The sequence below is a fragment of the Candidatus Saccharimonadales bacterium genome (genome assembly GCA_035317825.1).
Lineage (GTDB): Bacteria > Patescibacteriota > Saccharimonadia > Saccharimonadales > Saccharimonadaceae > DATHGB01.
On sequence record DATHGB010000027.1, the window covers coordinates 49,615 to 74,266 of the forward strand.

Consider the following 24,652-nt stretch of genomic DNA (forward strand, 5'->3'; position numbering starts at 1 on the left):
GTATGAGTAATGAAAAGCAGACACAAGAAGAGTTCAGGGTTAAGGGCGAAGATCTCCTCGCAAAGGTGAAGCAATTAGTTAACGAGGGAAATGTTCGGCGTATCATTATTAAGGATAAAGAGAACAAAACGCTGATTGAAGTTCCGCTAACCATTGGGGTCGTGGGGATTGTACTAGCACCGGTGCTGGCTGCTGTCGGTGCAATTGCTGCGCTTGTTACGGAATGCACGATTATTGTCGAACGCCGCGAGGCATAAGATATCTTTAAGCAGAATAAGCGTCCCATCTGGGGCGCTTTTTGTTATAGTAAAGACATGAAACGCCTACTTTTTGGTTTGCTTACCATCACGTTAGTCGCCCTAGGGGCGGTACATAGTAGCAAGGATGTGGCAGCTCAAAATGTAAATAATTTTACGATTGAAAGTTTTGATGCTAAATATACGCTTGATCAGGATAAGGAAGGACACTCTAGCCTCAAAACTACCGAAACGATCAAAGCGGTTTTTCCCACGTATGACCAGAATCATGGTTTAGAACGAGCCTTTCCTAAGAAATACGACGGCCACTCTACGAGCTTGAAAGTCCTGTCCGTTGTTGACGGCAGCGGCAAAAAATTATCATATTCCGAAACGACAGCAGACGATAACCTTTTGTTACGGATCGGTGATGCCAGCATGTATGTTCACGGAGTTCATACGTATGTCATTACCTATACCCAACGCGACGTGACAAGGTTTTTTAGTAATACGAATGACGACGAGTTTTACTGGGACGTAAACGGCACTCAGTGGCAACAGCCAATGGGTAAGGTGAGTATGGGACTTCATGTAAGCGCAAAACTTGCCGGACAACTGACGGACAGCCAAAGATGCTATAAAGGGACAGTTGGCAGTACGGACCAGTGTACCATTAGTAAAATTCCTCAAGAAGACGGTACTATTTTTATTGCCGAGGCAACTGATATGCGTGCCTTTGAAAATATGACAATCGCGGTTGGATTTAAACCTCATACATTTGCCGGATACCAACAAACGCTTGGCGAAAAGATACTGGTGATACTTTTCATTATTTGGATCGCAGTACAGGTTGTGGGCTCGGTTATTGCCATCGGGGCGATCATTTGGATGCTGATTAAGCGTCACCGGGTTATGAACCGCGCTAAAGGCCGCGGAACGATTATCCCTGAGTATCTACCACCGAACGAGGCGAGTGTTCTAGCGTCGGCCCAGGTGCTGGGTAACGTGACATCCGACATGACCGCGCAAATTATTGATTTAGCAGTCCGGCATTACTTAAAGATTTATCAAACCAAGGATAAAACACTATTTAAACCTGCGGAATATGAGTTGGAAATAGCAAAAGATACGAGTGATCTGCGTACAGAAGAGCTCCGCCTTTTAAGTGATTTGTTTGGTGGAAGCATGGCAATCGGTAGCCGATTCGAGATGAAGAAACTGCAAAGCAACTCCTCTATGAGCCAAAAATTAACTGCCAGTCGCAAAGCATTACGTAAAGACGTTCGCGGCAAATATGAATTGTTTGAGCGGGCAGAAAAAGAAGCGCGAGATTTTAAATTGGTTGGTATTATTGCAATCGCTTTAGGTGTCGTGACGCTTTCGCCGCTTATTATCATTGCAGCGATCATTGCTTTTAGTATTGCTTATACATTGTGGCCGCGCACCGAAAAAGGTGTCACGCTTCGTGATTATTTATTGGGTCTAAAAGAATACGTTACCATTGCCGAGGAAGATCGTATTAAGATGCTGCAGAGTCCTGAAGGGGCGGAAAAAGTTGGCGTCAAAGTTGATAAGAATGACACCAAACAACTCGTTACATTATACGAACGGGTACTTCCGTATGCGGTGCTCTTCAACGTTGAAAAAGAATGGGCTAAGCAACTCGGTGCGTATTACGAAACGAGTAGTAGCCAGCCGGATTGGTACGTGGGCAATACCGCGTTTAACGCGGTTGTATTCAGTTTGGCGCTTAGTAGCTTTAGTAGTCAAAATTCATCATATAGTTCTTCGTCGAGTTCATCATCTGGTGGTTCGAGCGGGGGAGGGTCGTCTGGTGGAGGCGGTGGCGGCGGCGGAGGTGGAGGCTGGTAAAAACCAGTCTCTCTTTCTATCAAAACGTATGTACATAACAAAATACTTGACACGTAACAGTACCTTGTATAACATAGAACTATGACAGAACAAGAACAATCTAGCGAAACGTATGCCGAACAGCTTGCCACGCAGCTGCGAAAAGGCTTCTTGGCTTATTGCGTTCTAAAAGTATGCAGTGGTAATCCAATGTACACCAGTGATATTATCCGCCGGCTTAGTGATGCGGAACTGGTCGTTGTAGAGGGGACAATTTACCCCTTGCTTAGCCGTTTGCAAAAAGATGGTCTGCTGACCCATGAATGGCAAGAGTCTGAGCAAGGACCACCTAGAAAGTATTACAAGATCACCGAATATGGCAACGAAGTTATGGAACATACAACGAAAAAAATTGCGACGCTAAATGCGACACTAAAGAAACTATAAGGATACATTATGAAAGAAATTACTAGAATCCACATTGCAAAAGTGCCTTACGACGCTGAAATCGAGGCTAAAAAAGAATTAGAAGCCTATCTTCGAACACTCGAAGCATACAGCGACGACGCCGAAATTATTGGTGACATTGAAATACGCATCACTGAAATTCTGACAGAGCGGGGCGTTAATAAAAACGGGGTGATTAGCCTTGACGACGTCAAGGCGCTAAAACAACAGCTAGGCGAGCCAAAAGATTTCATGGGTGATGGTGATATGGCTATAGGTCAAAATGATAGTGAACAAGTAGGAAGCAATACGCGAAAACTTTTCCGAGACGTTGATAATGCCGTACTTGGTGGAGTGATGAGCGGTATAGGCGCATTCTTTGGCATTAATCCATTGTGGGTGAGGCTACTATTCATCGTTGTCGCACTAGCTTCGTTTGGAACTGCGTTACTGGTATACATCGTGCTATGGATCGTCGTGCCGCCAGCTAAAACGGCAGCAGATAAACTGCAGATGACGGGTCGCCCGGTTACTATTGCTTCTATCCGCGAGATGAATGAAGGAAGTGAAGAAAAATCCGACTCAGTGCCAACTGGCCGTCGGGTAGTATCCTTTATTTTAGGTATTTTTGCAGCGCTTATAGCAGCGGGATGCTTTACTCTGGTTGCGGCGATTGTCGTCAGCCTTATCCAAAGTTCATTCATTGATGACGCCTGGCAGCAGGAAGCGTCTGGGTTCTTGGTTGCGGCTGCTAGCTTAGCGGCAGCTAGCGGACTTTTGCTAGGAATCCTATTCTTGCTAGGCGCATATGCTGCATTCACGCAAAAAATAACCCGAAGGGTATGGGTCAGCACGATTGTCGTTATTGTTCTTGGTCTTGTATCGTTTGGAACTGCGATTGGTCTGGGCCAATACGGCGCGACTGTGCAGCGACAGGTAGTCGAGGAAAATACCCATCAGGTAAATATTGCATTGCCAGGTAATATCAAAGCCGCAACGGCACTTTCCGTATCGGCATCAAGCTTTAACGTCCAATATATCGTAGAGCCGGGCGAGCCTCGTGCGGAGATGCGCGTTGTCACGCAAAAAGGAGTAAACATACCAAAGGTTTCGGCCAAAATGGATGGTACGAAACTTGTTATTGGTGTTGAGAAAAATGATGTTCGCCGCCTATGCTACTGGCCAGGATGTGATGGGTCTCAGCAGAAAATTACCATCTACGGTCCAGCATTACAGTCTGTTGAGGCTGCTATGCAATCCTATGTCATTTACAGTCCTCTTAGTCAGTCTAATCTTGAGCTAAATGTAAAAAAAGATGCTACTCTCAATATAGGCGAGGGAACGGTGGAGAATCTACAAGTTACGACTGACGATAACGCGACTGTCTCGGCCGATAACGCAACGGTTATGCGCGCAAAGGTGAAGCTTGCTAGTGATGTGAGTGTCAACTTTGGAACAACGCAGAGCATCGAGGTGACACATGCGAATTCGTGTCCATCCGGCATGCAGTCACATCTAAGTCTATGGAGCACGGGAAGCCTAGCCGTTAATGGTGCGAACCAGGCAATAGAATCCGCTGATCTAACATGTATGAGATTATTAGTAGAGGGAGAAAAAAATGATCGAAGTTAAAAACGTTACGAAAACATATGGGAAGAAACAGAATCTGTTTACGGCGCTAGATGATGTAAGCCTTTCCATTCCAGATGGAGCAAGTGTTGCTATCCTTGGTAGGTCTGGTAGTGGCAAATCCACATTGATGCATGTTATGAGCGGGCTTGACCGGCCAGAAACAGGTGAAATTATAGTTGACGGTGAAGATATCTTAAAACTAAAGACCAAACAGATCGACAAATTCCGAGCCACCAAAATGAGCTTTATTTTCCAGTCGTTTTTCGTGCAGGCTAATGAAAGTTGTTTTGATAATGTTAGCTTGCCACTTGAGATTGCGAACCTGTCAAGAAGTAAGCGTCGTGCTAAAGTCGACCAGGCGCTTGCCGCGGTCGAGCTTACTGACAAGAAAAAATCCCGTGCCCGGAATCTTTCCGGAGGTCAAAAACAGCGTCTTGCAATTGCGCGCGCAATTGTAAACGATCCTCAGATTTTATTTGCTGACGAACCAACTGGTAACCTTGATAGCACGACTGGCGCGATCATCGAACAACTGCTTTTTGACTACAATAAGCAAAACGGTACGACATTGATTATTGTTACGCACGACCCTGAACTAGCAGCTAAATGTGATATCAAAATCCACATCAAAGACGGGAAAGTCCAATCTATTGAGAAAAAAGGTCACGCTGCTGATCTAAAGAACGTTACTTCAAGAAAGGTACAGTTATGAAAACGAGTGATATTGCCCGCCGCGCAGGTCGTAGTTTGCGACATGCCAAAGTCCGTACGCTACTTACGAGTATGGCGATTGCCGTAGGCGCATTTACGTTGACGCTTTCACTTGCGGCCGGAGAAGGCTCGCGTCAATACGCCGACAAGCTAATCGGATCAAATATTAATCCTCAAGCGCTGCTTATCGTTAAAGATAAGGCTGTCGTTGGTCAAGATAGCGGCCAGAGTGCGTTGCGTGAGTACGACCCTGATCTGACAACGAGTACGCAAGGGCAGACGTTCAAGCAGCTAACCCAAAAAGATATCGACAAGATTCGTGAAAATCCTGACCTTAAAGACGTACAACCGGCCTACCAACCAACCATCCGCTACTTTGGCGTTGAAGGCGATGCGAAAAAGTATACAAGTTTGGTGCAAATGTACGATTCAACAATCCGTAGCGAGACAGCTGCTGGTAATTTGCCTGCTCTCGGGACACAGATCGGAGACGGTGATATTGTTATGCCAGAGGCATTCGCCGACATCCTAGTTAAGAATAAAGTCGCGGCAAGTAAAGAAGCCCTAATCGGCAAAAAAGTAACGTTAACGGTTGCAAAACCGGCAGCTCAACCGACCGAAGCCGAAATAAACCAGATTATTGCCACGGAAGGTCCTGCGGGCCTGGCAAAGTTGGCACAGGGCGAGACTAAAGACGTAACGTATACGGTACGGGCATTAGCCAAGCAATCTTCGCTAGCATTCGTAACCGGTGGCGCGCTTATGGTTTCAGACGGCCAAGCCCGTGAATTATCGGAATACGTGACTAAGGGTACTGCCAGCTACCAAAAATACATGGCGGCATCGGCGCTTGTGAAAGATGGCAAGACACCCGAGGACGTCAAAGCCCAACTTGAAAAGGAAGGCTATCCTACGCAAACCGCAAAGGACCTACAGGCATTTCTATTTACGATTGTTAATATCCTACAGGGCATCGTCATCGGCTTTGGTGTCCTAGCGCTGTTTGCGAGCGTGTTTGGGATTATCAACACCATGTACATCAGTGTGCTTGAACGTACGCAGCAGATTGGCCTGATGAAAGCCTTAGGCACGCGCCGACGTGACATAGCCCGGCTGTTCCGGTATGAAGCAGCATGGATTGGCTTCCTGGGTGGTGTTCTTGGCTCGGGTCTAGCGGTGATTCTCGGTACGCTTTTGAACCCTTGGATTACCAAGCAGCTTAGTCTTGCAGACGATAGCCATATATTGGTATTTCAGCCACTGCCAATTGCCTTGCTTATCCTTGTTTTGATCATTATTGCGATTACTGCGGGCTATCTACCAGCTCGCCGAGCAGCTAAACTTGACCCGATTGAAGCTCTTCGTACGGAATAGAAGGACTTCTCAGCAAAAACTACCGCCTTTAGGGGCGGTTTTTGTTACAATAGGACTATGTTAGATATCCGTTTTGTCCGTGAGCACGCCGATGAAGTGCAGACCAATGCTAAAAATAAAGGCTATAACGTCAGTGTTGACGAGCTTTTGAAGTGGGATTCCAGTAAGCGTGAACTGCAAAAACAAGCAGATGAACTGCGTGAAAGACGAAATGAAATCGCTTCTCAAATGAAGGGTGGCAAACCATCTGATGAACTTATTGCCGAAGGGAAAAACCTTCGCGAAGAGCTTGCTATCTTGGAAGTAAAACTAAAAGAAGCAGAGACTGAGCTGATGTCTCGCCTGGACCAATTACCAAACATGATGTTTTCTGACGTGCCTATCGGTGCTGAAGAAGACAGCGTTGAGGTTAAAAGATGGGGAGCGCAAGAAACTGGTGCGATTGATCACTTAGATTATGCCGTGTCACGTGACTGGGTTGATTTTGAACGCGGCGCAAAAGTTGCTGGTGCGAAGTTCTATTATCTAAAAGGTGATCTAGCGCTTTTAGAGAACGCTATTACGCAATTTGCACTCGATTTTGTTACTAAAAAAGGTTTTACTTTTATGACCGTGCCCCACATGGTGAATTCAAAGATAGCACAAGGTGCTGGATTCGCTCCAAAAAGCAGCATTGAGAGCAATGAGTACTTTATCGAGGGTGAGGACCTGACACTCATTGGAACGTCCGAGGCGCCTTTAACTGGATACCACGCCGATGAAATTATTGATGAAGACAAATTACCACTTTTATATGTGGGACTGAGTCCTTGCTACCGTAAAGAGGCGGGAACATACGGCAAACACAGTCGCGGTCTTTTCCGCGTGCATCAGTTTAATAAGCTTGAAATGTATGCGTTTACGACACCCGAGCAAAGTACTGAAATGCACGAACGGATTCTTGCGATCGAAGAAGAGCTTTGGCAGACACTTGGTGTTCCGTACCATATTATTAACATCGCAAGTGGCGACCTTGGTGCGCCTGCCGCAAAGAAATACGACCTTGAGTATTGGTCAATCGTAGACGGAGCATTCCGCGAGCTGACGAGCTGTTCTAACTGTACGGATTTTCAGGCGCGCAGTTTAAATATTCGTGTTCGTCGCAAGGAGGGCAAGGTTGAGATGATGCATACGCTCAATGGAACGGCAGTGTCGTTAGCTCGTTCGCTTGTAGCAATCATGGAACACAACCAGACGGATGACGGTAAATTAGCCGTCCCAGAAGTCCTTCGCCCGTACATGGGCGGTCGCGCAATAATCTAATTCGCGCTATAATAAGTTGTACAAGACCTAACCTTATAGGAGGGTAGCATGATTGAAGCAATCGATATCACTGGTGTCAAATTCGACCTTGACAGTACGACAAAGAAATACGTCACCAAAAAGATAGGCAGGCTCGATCGTTATCTGCCCAAACACGCGAGAAAAAGCGTAACAGCAGAGGTAAAACTACGCGAAGTAAACCGCGACCACGGCAACAAATACGAAGCTGAAGTTATTCTACACGTGCCAGATAAAATGTTGACCGCCAAAGATTCAACAGTCAATGTACTTGCGGCGATTGATATCGTCGAGGCTAAAATTGTCGCGCAATTACATAAATACAAAGAAGCAACAGTGCCTCATGTTGGACGCCGCGGGATGTTGAGCCGTTTTAAACGAAGTTACGCCCGCGAAAGTAATTAGCTAGCAGAAAACACCTCTTGTAACTACTTTTATATCAAACCCAAACAGCGTATAATACAAGGTAGTATTTGACAGAAATTTCAGACGTGAGGGGTTTATAACGATGGTCACAAGACAGAAGGCACTAACGAAGATTTTTGGTGATCCGCAAACACGGATATTAAAAGCGTTGCAAAAAAAGGTTGGTGCGATTAATGCACTCACCGATAAATACAAGGCGATGAGCAAGACCGATCTCAAAAAGCAGACGGCCGAACTAAAAAAACGGTTAGCGGCAGGTGAAACGCTAGACCAGCTATTACCTGATGCTTTTGCATTGGTTCGTGAGTCTAGCGACCGCGTACTTGGCATGCGTCATTTCGACGTGCAGCTTATTGGTGGTATGGCGCTTCATGAAGGCAACGTTGCTGAAATGAAAACAGGTGAAGGTAAGACGCTGGTCGCAACGCTTCCAACCTACCTGAATGCACTTGAAGAAAAAGGCGTGCACTTAGTCACGGTAAACGATTACCTAGCGCAACGTGACGCTGGCTGGAACGGAGAGCTCTTCGACTTCCTGGGCATGTCGACGGGTGTTATTATCAACGACGCATCTTTTCTTTACGACAAGGACTACAACAACGAGGATCACGATGACCCGCGTATGCGTAAACTGCGTCCTGTCACTCGTAAAGAAGCCTACGCCGCTGATATTACCTACGGTACGAACAATGAATTCGGGTTTGACTACCTTCGCGACAACATGGCAAACGAAGTTGACCTGTTGCGCCAGCGCGACCTTCACTTTGCGATCGTGGACGAGGTTGACTCAATTTTGATTGACGAAGCCAGGACACCGCTTATTATTAGCGCACCTGCTGCTGAAAACCCAGAAAGTTATCTGCAATTCGCTAAGATTGCTGCGAAATTAGTCCCGGATGACTACGTTTTAGACGAAAAGCGCCGTAGCGTTGCACTGACCGACGAAGGCGTCGAAAAAGTGCAAAAACTACTCGGAGTAAAAAACTTATACACCCCAGAATATGTACGATCTGTCTATCATATGGACCAAGCACTTCGCGCGCAAACATTGTTCAAGCGTGACAAAGATTATGTCGTAACTAACGATGGTGAAGTGGTCATTGTGGACGAACATACCGGCCGTTTGATGCAAGGACGTCGCTATAACGAAGGACTTCACCAGGCAATCGAAGCCAAAGAAAAAGTACCAGTGTTGCAAGAAAGCATGACGCTTGCAACCGTATCGTTCCAGAACTATTTCCGCCTATATGCAAAACTTTCCGGTATGACAGGTACGGCGTTTACTGAAGCCGAAGAGTTCCAGCAAATCTATAGTTTGGATGTCATTCAGATTCCATCGAACCGTCCAATTCAGCGTATCGACCACGAAGACCTGATCTTTAAAACGGAAAAGGGCAAGCTGAAGGCTGTTGCCGACGCGATCAAGGAATACCACAAAGTAGGACGACCAGTTCTGGTTGGTTCGGCATCGATTTCAAAGAACGAACTGATTGCTAGTTGGTTAGACAAAGAAAAAGTTCCGTACGAAATCCTCAACGCGAAAAATAACGAACGCGAAGCCGCGATTATTGAAAAAGCGGGTGAAAAGGGCGCGATTACACTTGCAACCAACATTGCCGGTCGTGGTACCGACATTAAGCTTGGCAAGGATGTCGTAGGACTAGGCGGTCTGGTGGTTATCGGGTCAGAACGACACGAATCCCGCCGTATCGACAACCAGCTGCGTGGACGCGGCGGACGTCAGGGTGACCCTGGTGAAACGCAGTTCTACGTATCGACCGAAGATGACCTGATGCGTATTTTCCAAGGCGAGCGAATCGCTAGCCTAATGGAACGTTTAGGCGTCGATGAAGACCAGCCTATACAAAACAAAGCTGTTTCAAAAACGCTCGAATCAGCTCAAAAACGTATCGAAGGCTACAACTACGACACGCGTAAAAATGTTGTCCAGTACGACAACGTGATCAACCGACACCGTCGTGTTGTCTATATGATGCGCCGCAAGATCTTGGAAGGCCAAGATATCAAGTCGGAAATCCAGCGTTTGATGGATGACAAGCTTCGTGAACTTACAACTGTTCCAGCTAAAAATAACAAGAATTTTGTCGAAGAATTCGAGATTGTTTTCCCAATTAGCGACAAGAAAATCAAAGCAATCGGTGAAGAGAAAAAAGACAAGCTTCGATTTGAATTAGCACAAAAAGAAGCAGCCACATTTTACAAAGGTAAAGAAAAAGAACTAGGTGAAGATATTGTTCGTAAAGTCGAACGTGACATTTACCTGCAGGTTTTGGACACGCTCTGGATGCAGCACCTTGAAAATATGCAGCACCTTCGCGAGGGAATTCACTGGCGCAGCGTTGGTCAGCGTGACCCTCTGGTTGAATATCGTTCTGAATCGCAGAAACTATTTGATAGTTTGCAAATGACACTTCGCGACGAAGTACTTCGTGCTGTGACGCATGTCCATAAACATGATGCCATTGCCGAAGAAGACGAAGAGCACGAAACCGAACTAACCCGACTTGCTGCTAATGCAATCGAGCGGGGCGTTAACGAAGTTACTGGCGGCGAACAGAATCGCGACAAAGACTTCGGTACTAAAAAAGCTAAAACAGCTGCTGAAGTAAGCAAACAAAAAAATGACGCTCGTAAGAAAAAGAAATCTCAGCGTCAAAACCGTAAGAAAAACCGTAAATAAAAAGTTACTCTGAAAGTTGAAAACCCGGTTTCTCGGCGCAAATTGCGCGGCGAGAAACCGGGTTTTTCATCGTAGAGCGCCGAAGGGCTAGTTCGGGTAGTACCGGACGAGCAGCGCGGTGGCAACCGCCACTACCGCGATCGTCGACCAGAGGACAGGTGCCCACCGGATGCTGCCCACTCGGGGCGTCTGGCTGGGCGGAACGTTGTAATAGACGAAGGCCATGTTGAACACCCTGCACTTTCTTCTCGAATGATGAGTCTGCATTGCTGCATTGACGTGAAATATATCATATGTTACTAATTATGTCAATATTTATTTTATCTAAACCGGCATGTTAAGAGGTAGTAATCCCTTCAAAAAAGTGTCACAATAGACGGTAGTATTTTTATCAGAGTGGCGAGTAGGAGAGGGTTTTGAAGCACAGTATTGAAGAAGTGAAGTTGAGCAATGGCGCACGAGGTCTTTTAATTGATATCCCAGGCGCAACCGTGATGAGTTTTCAGTTCCAGTTCCGTGCTGGAAACCGCTATGTTCGCAACAAGGACATCTACGAAACGGCTCACGTGATGGAGCATATGGCATTCGGGGCTAACGCTCAGTTCAAATCGGAACACGAATACGAGGCCGAATTTACGAAAAACGGCGCGTATCACAATGCCTATACGAGTGACCTTTCTATGGTGTATGTTGCCGACTGTGCTGATTTTGAGTGGGAACGTATTTTTGCGCTGCAACGCGTGGCAATCTGCCAGCCAAAATTTAACGCAGAGGAACTAGAAGCTGAGAAAGGCAATGTTAAAAGCGAACTTACGGGCTACCTTAATAATCATAACCGTGTGCTATGGCCAAAAATTCAGCAGCTTCTTGGCGAAGATGTCTATACGTTTTGGCAGCGCCTACAGACGATTCCAAACGTAAAATTATCTGATATCCGCGAACATCATAAACGCACGCATACGGCAGAAAATATGTGTTTTGTCATTGCCGGTAAATTACAGGGACGAAAGAGTGAGATCAAACGCCAGCTAGAAGATTGGGAATTACCAAAAGGCGAACGCTTTGCGGTGCCAAAAGACGATCTAACAAGCGGTAACCCAACGCTTATCCGTCGCAAAGAAGCTTCTAACCTGACATTCGGCCTTTCGATGACAATGCCACGTGAATTAACCGACGAAGAAGCCGAATCAATGAACTGCCTTGATCAGATTTTGACCGGAACGATGCACTCGAGAATTTATGGTGCTGCACGTAAAAAAGGTCTCGCATACGGTGTCTTCTCGGACACGTCCGTAGGATTCCACGACAGCAGTTGGGACTTTGGGGGACAAGTGAACCTCGATACGGCCGACGCGTTATTCGATATTATCGTTCGCGAGATGAAGTTTGTCATGGACGGAAAAATTACCGAACAAGAACTTGAAGCGGCAAAATCTTATGCACTTGGCCGTTACCAAATGGGCGCGCAAACAGTAGCGCAAATCAGCAACTTTTATATTGGCCGTTATTTCGCTGACGGTGTCGTTAAAGATTACGAGAAAGTGCCTGAATCTATCCGGCAAACAACACGAGAATGTATTATCGATACCGCACGCGAATTCATTACGAGTGATGCGTGGGTACTTGCCGGTGTCAGCAGCGGCGAAAAGAGCGAACTGGTAGAACTTAACGACAAATTAGCCTCTCTGTTTGAAAAGAGGTAAAATAGCTATATGAAGATTGCGATTGCCGGCTACGGACTTGAGGGAAAGTCCAACTACGCGTATTTTGCTAGTCAGGGCGACGTAACGATTGTTGATGAGCGCGAAAGTATAGACGATCTGCCGAGCGGTGTTCCAACGATTTTGGGTGAAAGCGCGTTTGAAAAACTTTCAGATTTTGATTTGGTCGTGCGTACAGCCAGCCTTGCACCTGATAAGATCAAAACGAACGGTAAAGTTTGGTCGGCAACGAATGAGTTTTTCGCTAAATGCTCAGGCACGATCATCGGTGTCACAGGAAGCAAGGGCAAAGGGACAACATGTAGTTTAATTGCGAATATTCTACGAGAAGCCGACCAGACCGTTCATTTAATTGGCAACATTGGCGTGCCAGCGCTTGACGTGCTTGATAAGGTCAAGCCCGAAGATATTATCGTATATGAATTAAGTAGTTTCCAGCTATGGGATCTTGAAAAAAGCCCTGCTGTCGCTGTCGTACTAATGATCGAGCCCGACCATTTAGATATTCACGCTGACTTTGAGGAATATATTGCTGCAAAATCAAATATTCGCAGATATCAAACAGCAAAAGATATTTGTTTTTATCATCCAACTAACAAATTTTCACGTCAGATAGCTGACATGAATGAATATCCGAACGCTCATCCATACAATGACCCGACTGACGATATGTCGGTGTATGTTGAAGAGGGTGATTTCGTAGAGGATAATTGTGTCATATGCCCACTTGATGCTTTGCAGCTTCCAGGAAAACATAATATTGATAATGCATGTGCTGCGATTAATGCGGCAATGTCTGGATTTGGGGCTGATCGTGATGCAGTCGAGCGTGGACTTCGTGCTTTTCATGGCTTAGATCATCGTCTCAAATTCGTTCGTGAACTCGAAGGACGGCTGTATTACGACGACAGTATTGCTACTACTCCAGGTAGTGCCGTTGCAGCTATAAAAGCATTCGAGCAGCCAAAAGTAGTGATTTTAGGCGGCTCAAGCAAGGGCGCAACGTTCGAAGAAGTTGCAAAAGCAGCGGATGGTAATAACGTCCGATGCGCGATTTTAATTGGCGATGAGGCAAATAAAATTGAGCAGGAATTTTCACTCACGAATGTGCCAACGGTCAATCTAGGGTCTGGTGTGACGATGAATCAAATCGTAAAAGCTGCCCGCGACCAATCACAAGAAGGTGACGTCGTGATTCTTAGTCCGGCATGCGCAAGTTTCGGCATGTTCAAAAGTTATAGCGATCGCGGAGACCAGTTCATTGCAGCTGTCGAGGCATTATAATGCAACCACTTCTAAAACGCCTACAGCAGCTCTCAAAATCTATAGATATAGCATTTACGCAACTAAAAATAGATGAAAAAGCGGAGCAGATCAAAGAGCTAGAGACTGAGCTTGCGTCATCTGAGATTTGGAATAACCCAACCTACGCGACTGATAAAAGCAAACAACTTGCCGCACTTCAATCTATGGTCGAACCATGGCAAACACTCAAAAGTCAGGCAAGCGATATGACCGAACTGATGGAGCTGGGCGATGATAGCCTGACCGCTGAATTTGAAGGCCAGATAACGGCGCTTGAAAAAGAATTTGAATCACGTAAAAAAGTGCTGTTATTTAACGGTGAGTACGACGACCATAGCGCCATTATCCGTTTGAGTAGTGGAGTAGGCGGCACGGACGCGCAAGATTTTACCGAAATGCTAGAACGCATGTATTTACGTTGGGCCGAGAAAAATAACTTCGCAACAACTATCGTTGAACGCTCGGCCGCTGACGAGGCGGGGATTAAGAGTAGTGTCATTGAAGTTACCGGACCGTATGTCTACGGAACACTCAGAAGCGAAAATGGAGTACACCGGTTAGTACGCCTAAGCCCGTTCAACAGTGATAACCTACGTCAAACTAGTTTCGCGCTTGTCGAAGTACTGCCACAGATCGATACGCCAGACGAGGTCGTTCTAAACGACAAAGACCTAAAAATTGACGTCTACCGTGCAGGCGGACACGGGGGGCAATCGGTAAATACAACCGATAGTGCCGTGCGCGTGACGCATATTCCAACTGGTATCGTCGTTGCAATTCAAAACGAACGCAGCCAGCTGCAAAACAAAGAAACAGCTCTTAAGATTTTGCGCTCAAAATTAGCAGCCCTTCAAATGGAGCAGCATGTTGAAAATATTACAGACCTCCAGGCAGGCGAGTCGGCTAATTGGGGAAGCCAGATCCGAAATTATGTCTTACATCCCTATACGATGGTCAAAGATACTCGTACAAAATACGAAGAACGCGACGCGACTGCGGTCCTCGGCGGCAAAATTGACGGTTTTATTAATGCCTATCTGGAAGCGCATTTGGAGGGGTAGCCAGGCTCACTGCTTATGCTACAATAAGTATAGGAATGATTCTTTTAGACAGAGTAACCAAAACATATGGTCGTGATACTAAACCTGCAATAAATCGGGTGAGTTTGCATGTGGAGCCAAACGAGTTCGTTATTCTCGTCGGAACGAGTGGTGCGGGTAAATCAACATTGCTTAAATTACTAACCCGCGAAGAAAAACCAACTAGCGGTAAAATCGTTGTCGGCGGTATTGATTACGACACATTAAAAGACAAACATATTCCATTACTGCGTCGCAAAATTGGCGTCGTTTTCCAGGATTTTAAATTGCTACCTCAGCGTAACGTATTTGAAAACATTGCCTTTGCGCTAGAAATTGCCGGTATGACCAACCGTGAAATTAAGAATACGGTGCCAAAAGTGATTGAACTTGTAGGATTAACTGGCAAAGAAAAAAACTTCCCGCACCAGTTGTCTGGTGGTGAACGTCAACGCGTGGCAATTGCGCGTGCGGTTGTTCGCCAGCCAAAAATTCTTATTGCCGACGAGCCAACAGGTAATCTCGACCCAAAGCACAGCTGGGATATCGTACGTTTACTTGAAAAGATTAATAAATACGGCACGACAGTGCTGCTAACAACTCATAACGTTGAAATTGTGAACAAATTAAAGCGTCGGGTCGTGACGCTTGAACACGGTAAAGTGACGGGCGACCAAGCACAGGGGAGTTACAGGCAGTAATGAGTAAACGAAAACTAGATGCAAAAGCGTTTGCACAGCAAAAACGCAAACGCCGCCAGTGGATTACGTTCATGCGAATGTGCCGCTACGGTGTTAATAACTTTAGCCGTAACGCATGGCTAACGATTGCCGCAACGGCAGTGATGACGATTACGCTCCTCGTTATTTTTATGACTGTCGCTGCCAGAAACGTGCTTCTTGATACGGTGGGCGAGATCCGTAGTAAAGTCGACATGTCAATTTACGTCAAAACAGACGTATCTGACAAAGACGTACAAAAGATTGGTGATGATCTGCGTAAACTAAGTACGGTCACGAATGTCAGGTATGTTTCTCCGCAAGAAGCACGTGAAGAGTTTGCCAAGAAAAACAAAACCGAACCAAGTGCGCTTGACGCCCTGAACGAAGCGACGAACAAATTCCCGGGAACGTTCCGTGTGAGTTTGACCGATATTAATAATACGTCGGAACTCGATACCTTCGTAAAAACAAGCGACACGTTTAAGAAGAACCAAGATCCAAGTAATAAACCTTCGTTTGCGGGAGAGCGTCGATCGGCTATCCAGAATATTGGTCGTTGGGTAGGCTTCGCCGAGAAAGTGGGGCTGGGCGCTAGTATAGTATTCGTATTTATATCGTCGATGATTGTGTTTAATACGATTCGCATGGCGATCTTTAACCGCAAAGAAGAAATCCAAATGATGAAATTGATCGGTGCTGACCGCAGCTTTATCCGCGGACCATTTGTTGTAGAGGCGGTTGTTTACGGGTTCATTGCAGCTATCCTCGCCACTATCTTTGGCGCAATAATTCTATATAGTTCCGCAAAAGGACTGTTAAGTTACGAAGTTGCCGTACAGCCTACGATTGACTTTATGACAACCTACATCGCATTTGTGCTACTTGCTATGGTGCTTCTAGGGGCGGTAATCGGCGTCATTTCCTCGCTCCTTGCAACCCGAAAATACCTAAAAATTTAACATAAGGAGCATTGACAGCTTATTGTGCTTGTGCTATTATCGAAACTAATGAAACATCGGTCCACCACACCAGTTTCTACCTCTGTTACTACCAGGATTATCTTGGTAGCGGCTGCCTTCATATTAGCGGTCACAACCACGTTTCAAATGACGCAAATTGCAAAGGCTGATCCTTACCAGGATAAAATTAACGCATTGCAGGGTGAGATTGGCCAATATCAGGCCGAAGCAAACAAGCTGAGTAATCAAGCGAAGTCGCTCCAGACAGAACTGGCGAGCATTACTAATGACATGTCTCAAATCCAGGCACGTGTCGACTTAAGCCAAGCGACATACGATAAACTCGTAAGGGATATTAGCGATAATGAACAAAAAATCGCTGAGAACCGGGAAGTATTAGGCGACACTATCGCCAGCCTATACGTTGATGATAAAATTTCACCGCTTGAAATGCTTGCAAGCAGCAGTAATATTGGTGATTACGTCGACAAACAATCATACCGCTCATCAATTCGCGACACAGTATCTAAGACCATTGAAGAGATCAAAGTCTTAAAGAAGAAACTAGAATCGCAAAAAATAGAAGTAGCACGCGTACTTGAAGACCAAAAGGCGCAGCATAAAGCACTTGCCGACAAAGAGTCGGAACGTCAAGCGGTTCTCGCAGCTACACAAGGTCAAGAAGCTGCCTACAATAAACTTTCAAGCGACCGTCAAAGCCAGGTTGCTTACCTACGTGAACAGCAGCGGATTGCCTTTGCGGCGATTAGGCCAGGCAGTACCTCTAGCCCAACAGGATATGCTATTAATTACCGAAATTGGTCTGGTAATACGCGTTGTGGCGGTGGATATGACTATTGTCAATACGGGATGGATTCATATGTAGATGATCCTTGGGGACTAGGCCTTACGGGTGAGTGCGTACACTACACGGCTGACTGGTTGGAAAATCACGGCTACCGCATTCCATACAAGGCATTTGGTGGCGGCCGAGGCAACGCGAACCAATGGATTTCTACAGCGACAAACGGTAACTTCGGTAGCGTGGTGGGCAATCCACAAGACGCGCAGTACGGTGATGTCGCGTACATGGCCGTTCCGGGCGTAGGACACGTTGGTATCGTTGAAGAAAACTACCACAACGGCTGGGTTCGTGTCAGCCAGTATAACTTTGCCGTATACGGTGATGTTCCAGGGTATAGCACGATGGATCTCCAGATTACAAGCGCTACTCAGTTCCTTCGATTTAGCAAGTAATAAATTTAAAAGAGCAAGAATCTATAGCGTACTCCAAGCTGGGTACGCTATAATCATAAGAGTTGTTTTTATAATCTAGATAGGGGAAAAGCACGTGGCAGAAAATGGGCAGTCTATGGCGGTGTCAAACCGGCCTTCGAATGGTATTTCGCGGAATCTTTATTTTTTAACGATCGCTATTACCGTGGTGATTGGGTTTGTTGCGGGGACTCGTAGTAACGAACTTTTCGCAGTCGCGGCACCTTTATTGGGCATTAAAGTCGAAACGGGAACGCTGAATCTAGCTCCGGTACAAAAAACGTACCAAGATCTAAAAGCGAATTTTGACGGCTCACTTGATATGAACGCGCTGATTGATGGTGCTAGTCGCGGGCTAGTGGCGTCGGCAGGTGACCGATACACGGTGTTTATGGACGCAAAAGAGGCCCAGGCCTTTGACGATGATTTATCTGGCAAGATTGGCGGAGGAATTGGTGCTGAAATCGGTGTCCGTAGTGACCAGCCGACAATTATTCGAGTACTCCCTGATAATCCTGCCGAAAAGATAGGTCTAAAGGCGGGTGATGTAATTGTAGGTATTAATGACCAATCTACCAAGAATTGGCCGTCCGATCGCACAGCCGAACAAATTAGGGGTGAAGTGGGGACAACGGTTAAAATAGACGTACAGCGGGGGACTGAAGCGAAAAACTTTACGGTTACTCGTGCGACGGTAACGAATCCAAGCGTGCAGGCAAGCATTCAGAATGGCGTGGGTATTCTGGACATTAGCCGTTTTGACAGCGAGACAAGCAGTTTGGCTCGCACGGCAGCTCAGAACTTCAAGCAGCAGAACGTGAAAAGCGTGATCCTGGACCTTCGTGACAATGGTGGTGGTTATGTTACGGCTGCGCAGGACGTTGCAGGCCTATGGCTGGACAACAAGACGGTCGTATCCGAACGGACAGGCGATAAGGTTGTTGAAGAGCTTAAATCAGGCGGAGACTCTATTCTAGCAGGCATTCCAACGGTTATTCTGGTAAACGGCGGAAGCGCGAGTGCCAGCGAAATCGTTGCAGGAGCGCTTCAGGATTACAAAACCGCAACGCTTATTGGCGAAAAGACGTTTGGCAAGGGAACTGTCCAGAAGGTGATTGACCTTGCGAATGGGACAAAACTAAAGGTAACGGTTGCGCGTTGGTATACGCCGAATGGTAAAAATATTACCAAAGAGGGCATCCAGCCGAATCAAAAGGTAGAGATGTCCTTAGCTGATACGAATACAGGTAAAGATCCGCAACTTGACGCGGCAAAAGCCTACCTCGAGAAGTAGGAGCTTGTGCTTTTGGGCAACACTATAGTACTATGGAGGAAGTTATGGACGACAACGCAAAGAAAAAGATTTTACTTGTAGAAGATGATACGGCGCTAGCAGCGGTTTATAAATCGCGACTAGAGCTAGAAGGCTTTGAAATTAAAGAGGTAAATAACGGGGAAGACGCATTGTCAGCTGCGGTTGCATTTAAGCCTGACCTTATTTTACTTGATGCAATGATGCCAAAGATCAGCGGGTTTGACGTGTTAGATATCTTGCGTAATACGCCAGATACGACCAATATCCGCGTGATTATGCTAACTGCACTTAGCCAGCCTAAAGACAAAGAACGTGCCGAAGCGCTAGGCGTTGACGATTATCTTGTTAAATCGCAAGTTGTTATTGGGGACGTTGTCGAACGTGTCAAATTTCATCTGGGGATGAAAAGCTAGTCTATAGGAGGGGGTCTTCCATGGAAGGCGCATAAACTAATATGGGCGACTAAAACTAAAGTATATAAAATAAGACTGCAAAAAGCAGTCTTATTTTTATTAGAGAATAAACCTATTCAACGCTAACTTGCGTACGAGGAACAGTTTTACCTGTAAAGTGGCCTTTTTTAACCTTAGCGAACTTCACGACGCCATCAACTGCGGCGTGAATGGTGAAGTTTTTGCTAACGAAAGTACCAGGACCAGCAACTTTGCTGCTACCTGTTTGACGTACGAGGATTTCACCCGTACTAACTTTTTGGCCACCAAAGCGCTTAACGCCTAGGCGACGGCCGGCGTTGTTGTGGATGTTCTTACTTGAACCACCTGCTTTAACGTGTGACATGGACTAACTCCTTACAATTTCTAAAATCAATCTGTTTTATTGTACGCGAAATGGGGTATTTCGTCAAGACTTAACAAGGACAAGTAATTCACGCGCTACGACTTGGTCTTCACGGTAGTAAAGAAGGTCGTTGTTGGTAATATTTTTAAACTCATACCGTGTGTACCCGAGCTTTTCAAGATCACCGATAAGAGGCAGGTGAGTAAATGTACCATTTGTGTCTTTCCAGGCTGGAATTGCAACGCAAAGCGGCGTACCTGACTCAAGTTGTCCCGCGATGTTTTTTAAGAAGCCTGACATAATGTAGTTACAGTTTTTACGCACCTCGTCACGTTTGCTAGGAGAAGGCGGAGCGCTAAAGGGCTGGCCAAGGTAGCCTTCACATACTACCGCATCAATAGGCGGCTTCCATTTCGCAGTCATCGCGTCGCCAGCCTCAAGCTGAGCGTCAATATGGACATTGTGCGTATCGGCAAGCCATTTTAGGTTTGTCTGTGAATAATCGATCATTTTTTCCGCTAGGTCCGTACCGTAGACCGCGTAGCCCGTAAGAGCTGCTTCTTGCAACACGACGCCCGTGCCGCAGAATGGATCGAGAACACGTTTTTGTGGTTGGTCAGCCTCCTCGGATACGGGAACTGCAAGGTTGATCATAATTTGCGCGAGTTTTGGTGGCAACATACCAACGAATGCGTCGCGTTTAGGACGGCCTTGATCGCGGAGGGCGAGGGCGGTGATGTTTTGAGCACCTGTGCTTTCGGCGACAAGAACACGGCCGTTACGTGCCCGTACGACAAGTAACTCAACTTTATTAGCGGATAAGCCTAGTTTATTGTGGTGTGACGTAGCGGTGTTTAGGGCGACGTCAGGGTTAGGGATAAGGCGTAGACTGCCACCTTCACTCTTTTTGAGCTTTTGTTTTAGGACGATACCTGTTTTTTGCACTTCTGCTGGCGTCACATCAAATCCGTACGCGCTAATCCCTAACGTAATCTTGCCGTCAAAGCTTGCCCATTCCTTTGAATATGTTTGAATAATTTTTGTGCTCACATCGCGCCAGTCGGCATGCGTTAGTTCGATGACAACGTGCCCGGTTTTTTGTGTTCCGCCTAAACGGCTGACGGAAAGCGAGTCAGTTGCGACAGTCGCGGATTGATCAGAAAACCAGCGGGTTTTCTCGCCGCCATATAAATGTTCAAGCTCAGCCATACTGAGGGCTGGCTGTCGTCCCAAAATCGCAATATACATACTTGTAGTATATACTAGTCTTATGTCTTTTCGTGCATGGTTGAGTGTTGTGACGTTCATTCTCATCGGGGTGATTATTTTTTTTGCACGTCACGAACTCGCTCATGCGTGGCGGCTTTTGGAACAAGTCAATATTTGGATTCTTTTACTTTTGATACCGGGGCAGCTACTGGTCTATTTTGCTTCGGGTGAAATGATGTTTTCGTATCTTCGAGCTAAGAAGTCAATCGAAAAAGCCTCGCCGCTTGCACTTGCTCGCATGTCGCTTGAAATGAACTTCGTAAACCATATTCTGCCAAGCGGTGGCGTGAGCGGTATTTCATATATGGGCTGGCGGCTAGGTCACTTGGGGGTGTCGCCAGGTCGCGCGATCATGGCACAAATGGTTCGTTTCGCTATGGGCTTCGTGGCATTTATCGCGCTGTTAATCATAGCGGTTATTGTCGTGACGATTGACGGCAATATCAACCGATGGATTATTTTGGTAAGCTCGGCCCTCGCGGGACTTATGATAGGCGCAATAGTCGTAGGGGCGTTTTTACTAAGCAGCCATCGGCGTATGGTGGTATTTGCACGTTGGCTTACGAAGACTGCTAACCGCTTGGTCAAAAAGGTAACATTCGGACGCGTAAAAAGCGTTTTGATATATGAGAAAGTCGAAGTATTCTTCACCGAACTGCAGCACGACTATGATGCATTGATGCGGGATAAGCGGGTTCTTGCCAAGCCGCTTATGTGGGGTGTGGTCTATACGCTCGCTGATGTCTCGCTATTTATGATTACGTTCTGGGCTCTGGGCGAGCCGGTTAACCCAGCGCCGATTTTGATCGCGTACGGAGTGGCGACATCGGCAGCATTCTTTGTCGTGACGCCGGGTGGCGCAGGCGCGTATGAGGCGCTCATGGTAGCGTTCCTTGCGCTGGCAGGTATTTCGCAGGGTGCGGCAATTGCAGGTATCGTACTAACCCGTGTATTTGTTCTGCTTGGGACTATTGGGCTAGGATATCTATTTTATCAACATGCGATTATCAAGTATGGAAAAAGCAAACCCCCTACACTTTAGCGTTAGCGACTTTATCGCGCTAACGAACCAAACACTCGAATACGCGTATCCGAGTGTTGAAGTCGAGGGCGAAGTAGCTAGTTTTAAAGTTAATCAGGGAAAATATGTTTTCTTTGATATAAAAGACGCTGGTGGAAGCGTCGGCTGCTTTATGACCGTATGGCAACTACGCGTGCCAATCGAAGACGGCATGAAAGTGATCGTGACGGCAACGCCAAAACTGACCCAGTGGGGCAAATTCAGCCTGACGGTAAAAGCGCTCCGGCCAAGCGGCGAGGGGAGTTTGAAAAAGAGTTTCGAACTACTACGCGCAAAACTGGATAAAGAAGGGCTATTTGCGCCGGAACGAAAGCGGTTCCTACCTGCACTGCCCCAACATGTCGCGGTTATCAGTAGCACCCAGGCGGCGGGGTATGCTGACTTTATAAAGATTTTAGGCGACCGTTGGGGTGGGCTGGACGTTGACGTCGCGCACGTGCAAGTACAGGGAAGCGACGCACCCGATCAAATGATCCGCGCACTAAAATACTTTAATTCCCGCGAAATTCTACCCGAAGTCATAGTGCTAATCCGTGGAGGTGGTAGCGCGGATGATCTGAGCGCGTTTAACGACGAACTGCTGGTACGCGAAATTGCCGCTAGCCGTATCCCGACACTTGTCGGTGTTGGACATGAAATTGATGAAAGCCTGGCTGATCTCGCTGCTGACGTTCGAGCGGCCACACCAAGTAATGCCGCGCAAATACTAGTACCGGACAAGTCTGAAATTATACGTCGCGTCAGAAACCAGCTCCAGTCTCTCTTACCTCGCACCGAACAGGCGATTGAGGCTCGAAAAGGTGAACTTTATGCCAATCTTGACTACGCACTAACCCTAATCGAACGCCATCTTAACCAGCGTAGCGATCAGCTTGCCCAGCTACGACGGGTCATTAGCGAATTCGACCCCCAAAAGGTACTGGCTAGAGGGTACGCGCTGGTCCGAGGCGACATAGCAGTAGGTAAAAGCATCGAAATTGAAAAAAAAGATATACTAATCACAGCGGAGGTCCAACATGTCAGCAAAAAATAATCCTACGATTGCAGAAAAAACAGCGAAACTAAACGAATTGGTCGCGTGGTTTGACGGCGAAGATTTTGAACTTGAATTAGCGCTCGAAAAATTTACGGAAGCAGAAAAACTAGCAGCGGAAATTGAAACCGATCTCCAAGCGCTTAAAAATAATATTCAAACCGTTAAAGAAAAGTTCGATAAAGCGTCGTAATGTGGTGGTTTTGGCTCGTCGCTGCCATCGTCATCCTATTTGGGTTTGTGGTTTTTCGCGGCGCACCGTATGTTCCTAGCAAGAAAGGGGATATTAAGCGGGCCTTTGATGAACTTTATCCAATCGGCAAGCATGATCTGGTCGTCGATATTGGGTCTGGCGATGGTGTTGTGCTACGGCAAGCGGCAATTAGGGGCGCGAGTGCGGTGGGATACGAATTAAATCCTCTTTTGGTGCTGATTTCACGATGGTTTTCCAGGAATCAGCCTAATGTGAAAATTCACCTGGCTGATTTTTGGTCGGCAAAACTACCAAATGCGACGACGGTCGTGTACACGTTTGGCGAGTCGAGAGACATTACGAAAATGGCAAATAAAGTTGCTCGTGAGTCAAAACGGCTAGGGAAGCCCCTGATGTTTATTAGCTATGCATTTGAAGTTCCGCACCAAACGCCGGTTAAAAAAATAGGCGCGCACTACCTGTATAGGTTTGACCCTTTACACACCCCGGAAGCACAAGTATAATAACGCCATGACGACATATAAACATAAAAATGAATTTGGTGGAGTAAGCGGTTCTCTTATCGCTATCATTGGGCTAACAATTCTTGTTCTAGGGGCGGGATCGGCGGCTATCTGGGCATATGTAAACTATAACGAGCAAAAAACAAATGTTGACGGTAAGGTCGACCTTGCAGTAGCCGAAGCTAAAAAAGAGCAAGCCGATAGTGATGAAGCAAAATTCGCCGAACGTGAAAAAGAACCCAACCGGGAGTTTGTTGGACCTGATGACTACGGACGTTTGACATTTATATATCCAAAAACCTGGAGCGCGTATATCGCTCAGGACGTGACGAAAGGCAAAGGAACTTACGAAGCCTACCTTAATCCTGTGACCGTGCCTCCCGTAAGCGCTACGCAGCAATATGCGCTTCGTGTGTTGGTCGAAGAGAGGGACTATGGTCAAGTTGTAGGGTCTTACGATGCTCTTGTTAAAAAAGGTGATCTAAAAAGTAGTGCAACAAGTGCGAATGGCCAAAATGGCACGCGCATTGACGGCAGCTTTACTAAAAATATTCGTGGCTCTGCCGTGATCTACAAGATTCGCGATAAAACGATTACCCTTCGTACTGACGCTGACACATTCAAGCCTGACTTTGAAAATATTATCAAAACGATAAAATTTAACGGCTAACGCTTGGGAC

24 protein-coding genes are annotated in these 24,652 nt (G+C 46.5%); 22 read left to right on the top strand and 2 right to left on the bottom strand.

The features are described 5' to 3' along the window. Positions 1-2: 2 nt before the first annotated feature. The 17 genes from VK497_05770 (at position 3) to VK497_05850 (ending at position 19,487) form a co-directional block, all read left to right on the top strand. Positions 3-257 (top strand): DUF4342 domain-containing protein, encoded by a 255-nt coding sequence (locus VK497_05770; protein ID HMI09874.1) that lies wholly within the window; start codon positions 3-5, stop codon positions 255-257. 57 nt (positions 258-314) lie between these two features. Further along, a complete protein-coding gene (locus tag VK497_05775) occupies positions 315-2,108 on the top strand; it encodes a DUF2207 domain-containing protein (GenBank protein ID HMI09875.1) in 1,794 nt (597 codons plus the stop codon). Positions 2,109-2,189: 81 nt separating this feature from the next. Next, positions 2,190-2,534 (top strand): PadR family transcriptional regulator, encoded by a 345-nt coding sequence (locus VK497_05780; GenBank protein HMI09876.1) that lies wholly within the window; start codon positions 2,190-2,192, stop codon positions 2,532-2,534. A gap of 9 nt (positions 2,535-2,543) precedes the next feature. Then, positions 2,544-4,166 carry a PspC domain-containing protein gene (locus tag VK497_05785; protein HMI09877.1) on the top strand — a complete coding sequence of 541 codons (1,623 nt, stop codon included), beginning with the start codon at positions 2,544-2,546 and terminating at the stop codon, positions 4,164-4,166. Further along, complete coding sequence (locus VK497_05790) at positions 4,153-4,878, top strand: ABC transporter ATP-binding protein (protein HMI09878.1); 726 nt, start codon at positions 4,153-4,155, stop codon at positions 4,876-4,878. Before VK497_05785 ends, VK497_05790 begins: the two co-directional genes overlap by 14 nt. Beyond that, positions 4,875-6,251, top strand: a complete 1,377-nt coding sequence (locus VK497_05795; protein HMI09879.1) for an ABC transporter permease — start codon at positions 4,875-4,877, stop codon at positions 6,249-6,251. The genes VK497_05790 and VK497_05795 overlap by 4 nt, the downstream gene beginning before the upstream one ends. A 57-nt stretch (positions 6,252-6,308) precedes the next feature. Then, on the top strand, positions 6,309-7,553 hold the full coding sequence (serS, locus tag VK497_05800; protein HMI09880.1) for a serine--tRNA ligase: 1,245 nt from the start codon (positions 6,309-6,311) through the stop codon (positions 7,551-7,553). A gap of 48 nt (positions 7,554-7,601) precedes the next feature. After that, positions 7,602-7,976 carry a ribosome-associated translation inhibitor RaiA gene (raiA, locus tag VK497_05805; protein ID HMI09881.1) on the top strand — a complete coding sequence of 125 codons (375 nt, stop codon included), beginning with the start codon at positions 7,602-7,604 and terminating at the stop codon, positions 7,974-7,976. Positions 7,977-8,079: 103 nt separating this feature from the next. Next, the gene (gene secA / locus VK497_05810) at positions 8,080-10,698 is read left to right on the top strand and encodes a preprotein translocase subunit SecA (GenBank protein HMI09882.1); all 2,619 of its coding nucleotides are present in this window, start codon (positions 8,080-8,082) and stop codon (positions 10,696-10,698) included. A gap of 416 nt (positions 10,699-11,114) precedes the next feature. Beyond that, positions 11,115-12,401, top strand: coding sequence for a pitrilysin family protein (locus VK497_05815; protein ID HMI09883.1), 1,287 nt, complete (start codon positions 11,115-11,117; stop codon positions 12,399-12,401). 9 nt (positions 12,402-12,410) lie between these two features. After that, positions 12,411-13,703: a UDP-N-acetylmuramoyl-L-alanine--D-glutamate ligase gene (murD, locus tag VK497_05820; protein HMI09884.1), complete on the top strand. Its 1,293-nt coding sequence runs from the start codon at positions 12,411-12,413 to the stop codon at positions 13,701-13,703. Continuing rightward, complete coding sequence (gene prfB / locus VK497_05825; protein HMI09885.1) at positions 13,703-14,785, top strand: peptide chain release factor 2; 1,083 nt, start codon at positions 13,703-13,705, stop codon at positions 14,783-14,785. Before murD ends, prfB begins: the two co-directional genes overlap by 1 nt. Positions 14,786-14,820: 35 nt before the next feature. Next, positions 14,821-15,504, top strand: coding sequence for a cell division ATP-binding protein FtsE (gene ftsE, locus VK497_05830; GenBank protein ID HMI09886.1), 684 nt, complete (start codon positions 14,821-14,823; stop codon positions 15,502-15,504). Beyond that, a complete protein-coding gene (locus VK497_05835) occupies positions 15,504-16,484 on the top strand; it encodes a permease-like cell division protein FtsX (protein HMI09887.1) in 981 nt (326 codons plus the stop codon). Before ftsE ends, VK497_05835 begins: the two co-directional genes overlap by 1 nt. Positions 16,485-16,532: 48 nt before the next feature. Further along, positions 16,533-17,741, top strand: a complete 1,209-nt coding sequence (locus VK497_05840; GenBank protein ID HMI09888.1) for a CHAP domain-containing protein — start codon at positions 16,533-16,535, stop codon at positions 17,739-17,741. A 94-nt stretch (positions 17,742-17,835) separates the two neighbouring features. Continuing rightward, a complete protein-coding gene (locus VK497_05845) occupies positions 17,836-19,053 on the top strand; it encodes a S41 family peptidase (protein HMI09889.1) in 1,218 nt (405 codons plus the stop codon). 44 nt (positions 19,054-19,097) lie between these two features. Next, on the top strand, positions 19,098-19,487 hold the full coding sequence (locus tag VK497_05850) for a response regulator (protein HMI09890.1): 390 nt from the start codon (positions 19,098-19,100) through the stop codon (positions 19,485-19,487). Between the two features lie 112 nt (positions 19,488-19,599). Here the strand turns inward: VK497_05850 and VK497_05855 are convergent, their stop codons facing one another. Together VK497_05855 and VK497_05860 are read right to left on the bottom strand one after the other, a co-directional pair. Further along, positions 19,600-19,872 carry a 50S ribosomal protein L27 gene (locus VK497_05855; protein HMI09891.1) on the bottom strand — a complete coding sequence of 91 codons (273 nt, stop codon included), beginning with the start codon at positions 19,870-19,872 and terminating at the stop codon, positions 19,600-19,602. Between the two features lie 63 nt (positions 19,873-19,935). Beyond that, complete coding sequence (locus tag VK497_05860) at positions 19,936-21,120, bottom strand: methyltransferase domain-containing protein (GenBank protein ID HMI09892.1); 1,185 nt, start codon at positions 21,118-21,120, stop codon at positions 19,936-19,938. 22 nt (positions 21,121-21,142) lie between these two features. Between VK497_05860 and VK497_05865 the strand changes: the two genes are divergently transcribed. From VK497_05865 to VK497_05885, 5 genes are read left to right on the top strand one after another with little or no spacing between them, the layout of a single operon-like run. Beyond that, positions 21,143-22,183 carry a lysylphosphatidylglycerol synthase transmembrane domain-containing protein gene (locus VK497_05865; GenBank protein ID HMI09893.1) on the top strand — a complete coding sequence of 347 codons (1,041 nt, stop codon included), beginning with the start codon at positions 21,143-21,145 and terminating at the stop codon, positions 22,181-22,183. Then, entirely contained in the window at positions 22,140-23,255 is a 1,116-nt protein-coding gene (gene xseA / locus VK497_05870; protein ID HMI09894.1) for an exodeoxyribonuclease VII large subunit, read from the top strand. Before VK497_05865 ends, xseA begins: the two co-directional genes overlap by 44 nt. Then, complete coding sequence (locus VK497_05875; protein ID HMI09895.1) at positions 23,239-23,448, top strand: hypothetical protein; 210 nt, start codon at positions 23,239-23,241, stop codon at positions 23,446-23,448. Before xseA ends, VK497_05875 begins: the two co-directional genes overlap by 17 nt. After that, positions 23,448-23,972 (top strand): hypothetical protein, encoded by a 525-nt coding sequence (locus VK497_05880; protein ID HMI09896.1) that lies wholly within the window; start codon positions 23,448-23,450, stop codon positions 23,970-23,972. The genes VK497_05875 and VK497_05880 overlap by 1 nt, the downstream gene beginning before the upstream one ends. A 7-nt stretch (positions 23,973-23,979) precedes the next feature. After that, entirely contained in the window at positions 23,980-24,642 is a 663-nt protein-coding gene (locus VK497_05885) for a hypothetical protein (protein ID HMI09897.1), read from the top strand. Positions 24,643-24,652: the final 10 nt, after the last annotated feature.

Excerpts from the sequence above, each read along its gene's own strand:
- VK497_05770 (HMI09874.1), top strand. The coding sequence starts at position 3 with ATGAGTAATGAAAAGCAGACACAAGAAGAGTTCAGGGTTAAGGGCGAA.
- VK497_05775 (HMI09875.1), top strand. The coding sequence starts at position 315 with ATGAAACGCCTACTTTTTGGTTTGCTTACCATCACGTTAGTCGCCCTA.
- VK497_05780 (HMI09876.1), top strand. The coding sequence starts at position 2,190 with ATGACAGAACAAGAACAATCTAGCGAAACGTATGCCGAACAGCTTGCC.
- VK497_05785 (HMI09877.1), top strand. The coding sequence starts at position 2,544 with ATGAAAGAAATTACTAGAATCCACATTGCAAAAGTGCCTTACGACGCT.
- VK497_05790 (HMI09878.1), top strand. The coding sequence starts at position 4,153 with ATGATCGAAGTTAAAAACGTTACGAAAACATATGGGAAGAAACAGAAT.
- VK497_05795 (HMI09879.1), top strand. The coding sequence starts at position 4,875 with ATGAAAACGAGTGATATTGCCCGCCGCGCAGGTCGTAGTTTGCGACAT.
- serS (HMI09880.1), top strand. The coding sequence starts at position 6,309 with ATGTTAGATATCCGTTTTGTCCGTGAGCACGCCGATGAAGTGCAGACC.
- raiA (HMI09881.1), top strand. The coding sequence starts at position 7,602 with ATGATTGAAGCAATCGATATCACTGGTGTCAAATTCGACCTTGACAGT.
- secA (HMI09882.1), top strand. The coding sequence starts at position 8,080 with ATGGTCACAAGACAGAAGGCACTAACGAAGATTTTTGGTGATCCGCAA.
- murD (HMI09884.1), top strand. The coding sequence starts at position 12,411 with ATGAAGATTGCGATTGCCGGCTACGGACTTGAGGGAAAGTCCAACTAC.
- prfB (HMI09885.1), top strand. The coding sequence starts at position 13,703 with ATGCAACCACTTCTAAAACGCCTACAGCAGCTCTCAAAATCTATAGAT.
- ftsE (HMI09886.1), top strand. The coding sequence starts at position 14,821 with ATGATTCTTTTAGACAGAGTAACCAAAACATATGGTCGTGATACTAAA.
- VK497_05835 (HMI09887.1), top strand. The coding sequence starts at position 15,504 with ATGAGTAAACGAAAACTAGATGCAAAAGCGTTTGCACAGCAAAAACGC.
- VK497_05840 (HMI09888.1), top strand. The coding sequence starts at position 16,533 with ATGAAACATCGGTCCACCACACCAGTTTCTACCTCTGTTACTACCAGG.
- VK497_05850 (HMI09890.1), top strand. The coding sequence starts at position 19,098 with ATGGACGACAACGCAAAGAAAAAGATTTTACTTGTAGAAGATGATACG.
- VK497_05855 (HMI09891.1), bottom strand. The coding sequence starts at position 19,872 with ATGTCACACGTTAAAGCAGGTGGTTCAAGTAAGAACATCCACAACAAC.
- VK497_05860 (HMI09892.1), bottom strand. The coding sequence starts at position 21,120 with ATGTATATTGCGATTTTGGGACGACAGCCAGCCCTCAGTATGGCTGAG.
- VK497_05865 (HMI09893.1), top strand. The coding sequence starts at position 21,143 with ATGTCTTTTCGTGCATGGTTGAGTGTTGTGACGTTCATTCTCATCGGG.
- xseA (HMI09894.1), top strand. The coding sequence starts at position 22,140 with ATGCGATTATCAAGTATGGAAAAAGCAAACCCCCTACACTTTAGCGTT.
- VK497_05875 (HMI09895.1), top strand. The coding sequence starts at position 23,239 with ATGTCAGCAAAAAATAATCCTACGATTGCAGAAAAAACAGCGAAACTA.
- VK497_05880 (HMI09896.1), top strand. The coding sequence starts at position 23,448 with ATGTGGTGGTTTTGGCTCGTCGCTGCCATCGTCATCCTATTTGGGTTT.
- VK497_05885 (HMI09897.1), top strand. The coding sequence starts at position 23,980 with ATGACGACATATAAACATAAAAATGAATTTGGTGGAGTAAGCGGTTCT.